The following is a 3,823-nucleotide window of genomic DNA, read 5'->3' as shown; positions in this document are numbered from 1 at the left end:
GATCAGGGCGAACAGCAGGCCGCCCGCCAGCCCGGCGGGGCGGCCGAACAGGCGCCGCCCGATCAGTGCCACGCAGGCGGCGGCACCGGCCATGGCCAGGGCCGAGGGCAGACGCACGACCGCGGCGGAGTCCCCGAAGACACCCATCCACCCGTGCAGGAGGAGGTAGTACGCACCGAGCACCGCGTCCACGTGCTGGACCGTGGCCAGAAGCTGCCCGGTGCTGCGGGAGGCCACGTCCCAGCTGGTCAGCTCGTCGCCCCACATCAGCGGCCGGCCGATTCCGTACATCGCCGCAGCGAGGGTGGCCAGCGCCGGCCACATCCACACGCCGGGCGACGCGGGGGCCGGGGCCGGCTGCTCCGGGTGTTGCGCGGCCTCCGGCGCATGGTCCTGGTCCAGGTCCAGGTCTGCGCGGGTGCCGCCCGTGCCGCCCGTGTCGCCGGTGCCGCCCGTGCCGTCGGCGACCTCGGTGCCGCGTGTGCCGTCGACGTCGCCGGAGTCCTGGTCGGTGCGCGGCTTCAGGTCCTGGGCCGGGGAGGAAGGGAGAACAGACATGCCGAAAACCTTGGTGGACCCTGCTCGCCAGGCGCCTCGCAGGAGCTGTTCGCCCGGCCGTTTTCCCCCGTTCGGCCCCTACCTACAGCCGCACCGATGGCCGCGATGGCCGCCCGGGCACCGCTCCCGGCTGCCCGCCCTCATCCGGAGGATCCTGCGGGACCGCACGTCGCATCGGGAGATCCCTCATGAACAGTGATCAAAACCGGCCTGAAGGGCGACGGGTCACATTCCGTTTCACAAGCCGTTCCGGCTTGATTCCGCCCATGAACCGATCTCATGCGGTCGATTACAGTGCTGCGCACGAGAGGGGAGGGGACTCCGCGTGACGACAGCAGCCACAGCCGTCTGGGGCCGTGCCGAACAGCAGGACTTCCGCGCCCGGGTGCGCGGCTGTCTGCTCGGTGCGGCCATCGGCGACGCGCTCGGCGCCGGAATCGCGGAGCTCACGGTCGAGGAGATACGCGCCGGTCACGGCGCCGAGGGTGTCACCGACTTCGTCCCCGCGTACGGCCGCCGCGGCGCCGTCACCGCCGCCACCCAGCTGACCCTCTTCACCGTCGACGGGCTGATACGCGCCCAGGTGCGCCGCGACACCGGCGCCTGGCATCCGCCGACCGATGTGCACCGTGCCCATCTGCGCTGGGCGGCCACCCAGCGCGACTGGGGCCCCGACGAGCGCCGCAAGGACAACGGCTGGCTCGCCCGCGAGGAATGGCTGTACGCCCGCCGCGACCCGGCCCCCGCCTGTCTCACCGGACTAGGCGACGAGACACTCGGCACCGTCGACAAGCCCAAGAACCCCACCGCGCGCGACGCCGGAGCCCTCGTCCGTTCCGCGCCGTTCGGACTGCTCGTGGGCTGGGAGCCGCAGCTGGTCTGCCAGCTCGCCGTCGAGTGCGCGGCGCAGACCCACGGCCACCCCACCGCGTACCTCTCGGCCGGCGCCCTCGCCGTCATCGTGCACGGCCTGGCCCGTGGCGAGACCGTCGACGGTTCGGTCCAGCGCGCCCTCGCCCTGCTCACGCCCCGCCCCGGTCACCAGCCCGTCACCGACGCCCTGAAGCAGGCTCTCGGCGCCGTACGCCAGGGCATCCCGAGTCCCGCCCGTATCGCCGCCCTCGGCGACCCGAACAACGCCGAGGACGCCCTCGCCGTCGCCGTCTACGCCACCCTCGTCAGCGAGGACATCCGCCACGGCCTGCGCCTCGCCGTCAACCACGACGGCCCCTCCCAGACCACCGGCACCGTCTGCGGCGCCCTCCTGGGAGCCCTCCACGGCGAGACGGCCCTGCCCCCCGCCTGGCTCGCGGAGCTGGAGGGCCGCCCCACCATCCTCGAGCTCGCCGACGACTTCGCCATGGAGATGACCCAGGGCCCCGCCCTCCACGGCCCGGCGGTCTCGGCCCCGGGCTGGCTGCAGCGCTACCCGCGTGGCTGAACCGCGGAACGTCACCGGAGACGGAACGGGTGGGCGGGCCCGTCCGGCTCCGCTCACCCCTGATCACCGAGCCGCGACTACTCCTTCGCGGCCGGCTGCGTCACCGTGTCGCCCGCCGCGGCCGGCTGCGGGATGGCCGCCGCGCCTTCCCCGTCCCCGCCGGGGTTGAGCTGCGCGAGGATTCCGTCCCGCTCCGGGGTGTCCTCCGGCTTCACGTAGCCGATCAGGACGAAGAGCACCAGCGAGACCGCGAGCGGGATCGACACCTGGTACTGCAGCGGGACGCCGCCCTCGACGTTCCAGCTGATCGGGTAGTTCACCAGCCAGAACGTCACCAGGCCCAGGCCCCAGCTCAGCAGCGCCGCCGTCGGGCCGCTCCTGCGGAACCACGGGAGCATGCCGAGCATCAGCGGGATCGCGATCGGGCCCATCAGACCCGCGACCCACTTGATGACGACGGTGATGATGTCACCGAAGAAGTCCGAGTTGACCTGGGTCGCGATGGCCATCGACAGGCCGAGGAAGAGGAGCGTCGACCAGCGGGCGGCGAGCAGTCCGGCGCGCGTGTCCCACTCGCGGACCTTGCGGGAGACGGCGGGCATGATGTCGCGGGTGACGACCGCCGCGATCGCGTTGGCGTCGGAGGAGCACATCGCCATCGTGTGCGAGAAGAAGCCCACGACGACCAAACCCAGCAGGCCGTGCGGCAGCAGCTGTTCGGCCATGACGGCGTACGAGTCGGCCGGGACGACGTTCTTCTCGTCCGCCAGGATCACCGGCGCCACCCACATCGGGAAGAACAGCACCAGCGGCCAGATCAGCCAGAGCAGGGCGGACAGCCGGCCGGAGCGCTCGGCGGACCTGGCGGAATCGGTGGCCATGTAGCGCTGGGCCTGGTTCCACATCCCGCCGTTGTACTCGAAGGTCTTGATGAAGAGGTACGCGATCAGGAAGACCATCATGTACGGGCCGGCCAGCGGCTCGGTGTGGCCGGACACCACCGGCTCGTCCCAGACGCTCCAGAGGCTGCTGAAGCCGCCCAGCTCGGCCATGACGGCGATCAGCATCGCGATGCCGGCCACGAACTGGATGATGAACTGCCCCAGTTCGGTGAGCGCGTCCGCCCACAGGCCGCCGACCGTGCAGTAGACGGCGGTGACCGCACCGGTGATCAGGATGCCCATGTTGAGCGAGACGCCGGTGAAGACGGAGAGCAGGGTGGCGATGGCCGCCCACTTGGCGCCGACGTCGACGATCTTCAGGAGCACGCCGGACCAGGCGAGGGCCTGCTGGGTGGGCAGGTTGTAGCGGCTCTTGAGGTATTCGAGCGGTGAGGCGACGTGCAGGCGTGAACGGACCCGGTTGAGGCGTGGGGCGAAGAGCCGGGATCCGATGGCGATACCGATGGCGATGGGGAAGGACCAGGTGACGTACGACGTCACGCCGTACGTATAGGCGATGGCCGCGTAACCCGTGAACATGACAGCGCTGTAGCCGGACATGTGGTGCGAGATGCCCGACAGCCACCACGGCATCTTGCCGCCGGCCGTGAAGAAGTCGCTGACGTTGTCCACACGTTTGTGGGACCAGATACCGATGGCGACCATCACGCCGAAGTAGCCGATGAGCACGGTCCAGTCGAGACTGTTCATGTCCCCCTCCAGGGGTCCGCCTTGTGAACGCCGTTCATGGTGTGGCCATTTGAGCGGCCGCGACAACGCGTCGAAGAGTCAAGAGCAAGTAAAACTGTTCGGATTATTGACCTCAGTTCACATTTGTGATCGACAGAAGGGTGAAAAAGGGCCGCACGCGGCGATGTTCGCC

3 protein-coding genes are annotated in these 3,823 nt (G+C 70.2%); 1 reads left to right on the top strand and 2 read right to left on the bottom strand.

What is annotated here, in order from left to right:
* Positions 1 to 558: glycosyltransferase family 39 protein (locus ACWGI8_RS41185; protein ID WP_453668575.1), on the bottom strand; the 558-nt coding region annotated here is incomplete at its 3' end.
* A gap of 325 nt (positions 559 to 883) precedes the next feature.
* Between ACWGI8_RS41185 and ACWGI8_RS41180 the strand changes: the two genes are divergently transcribed.
* Positions 884 to 1,999, top strand: coding sequence for an ADP-ribosylglycohydrolase family protein (locus tag ACWGI8_RS41180; RefSeq protein WP_453668574.1), 1,116 nt, complete (start codon positions 884 to 886; stop codon positions 1,997 to 1,999).
* A gap of 77 nt (positions 2,000 to 2,076) precedes the next feature.
* On the opposite strand, the gene ACWGI8_RS41175 is transcribed toward ACWGI8_RS41180, so the two are convergent.
* Positions 2,077 to 3,651, bottom strand: coding sequence for a sodium:solute symporter family protein (locus ACWGI8_RS41175; RefSeq protein WP_453668573.1), 1,575 nt, complete (start codon positions 3,649 to 3,651; stop codon positions 2,077 to 2,079).
* Between the last annotated feature and the right edge of the window lie 172 nt (positions 3,652 to 3,823).

The organism is Streptomyces sp. NPDC054841 (assembly GCF_053611045.1).
The sequence above is the reverse complement of the archived record's forward strand: the minus strand, read 5'-3'. Positions and strand labels throughout refer to the sequence as shown.

Coding starts and splice junctions, on each gene's coding strand:
- ACWGI8_RS41175 (WP_453668573.1), bottom strand. CDS start 3,651: ATGAACAGTCTCGACTGGACCGTGCTCATCGGCTACTTCGGCGTGATG.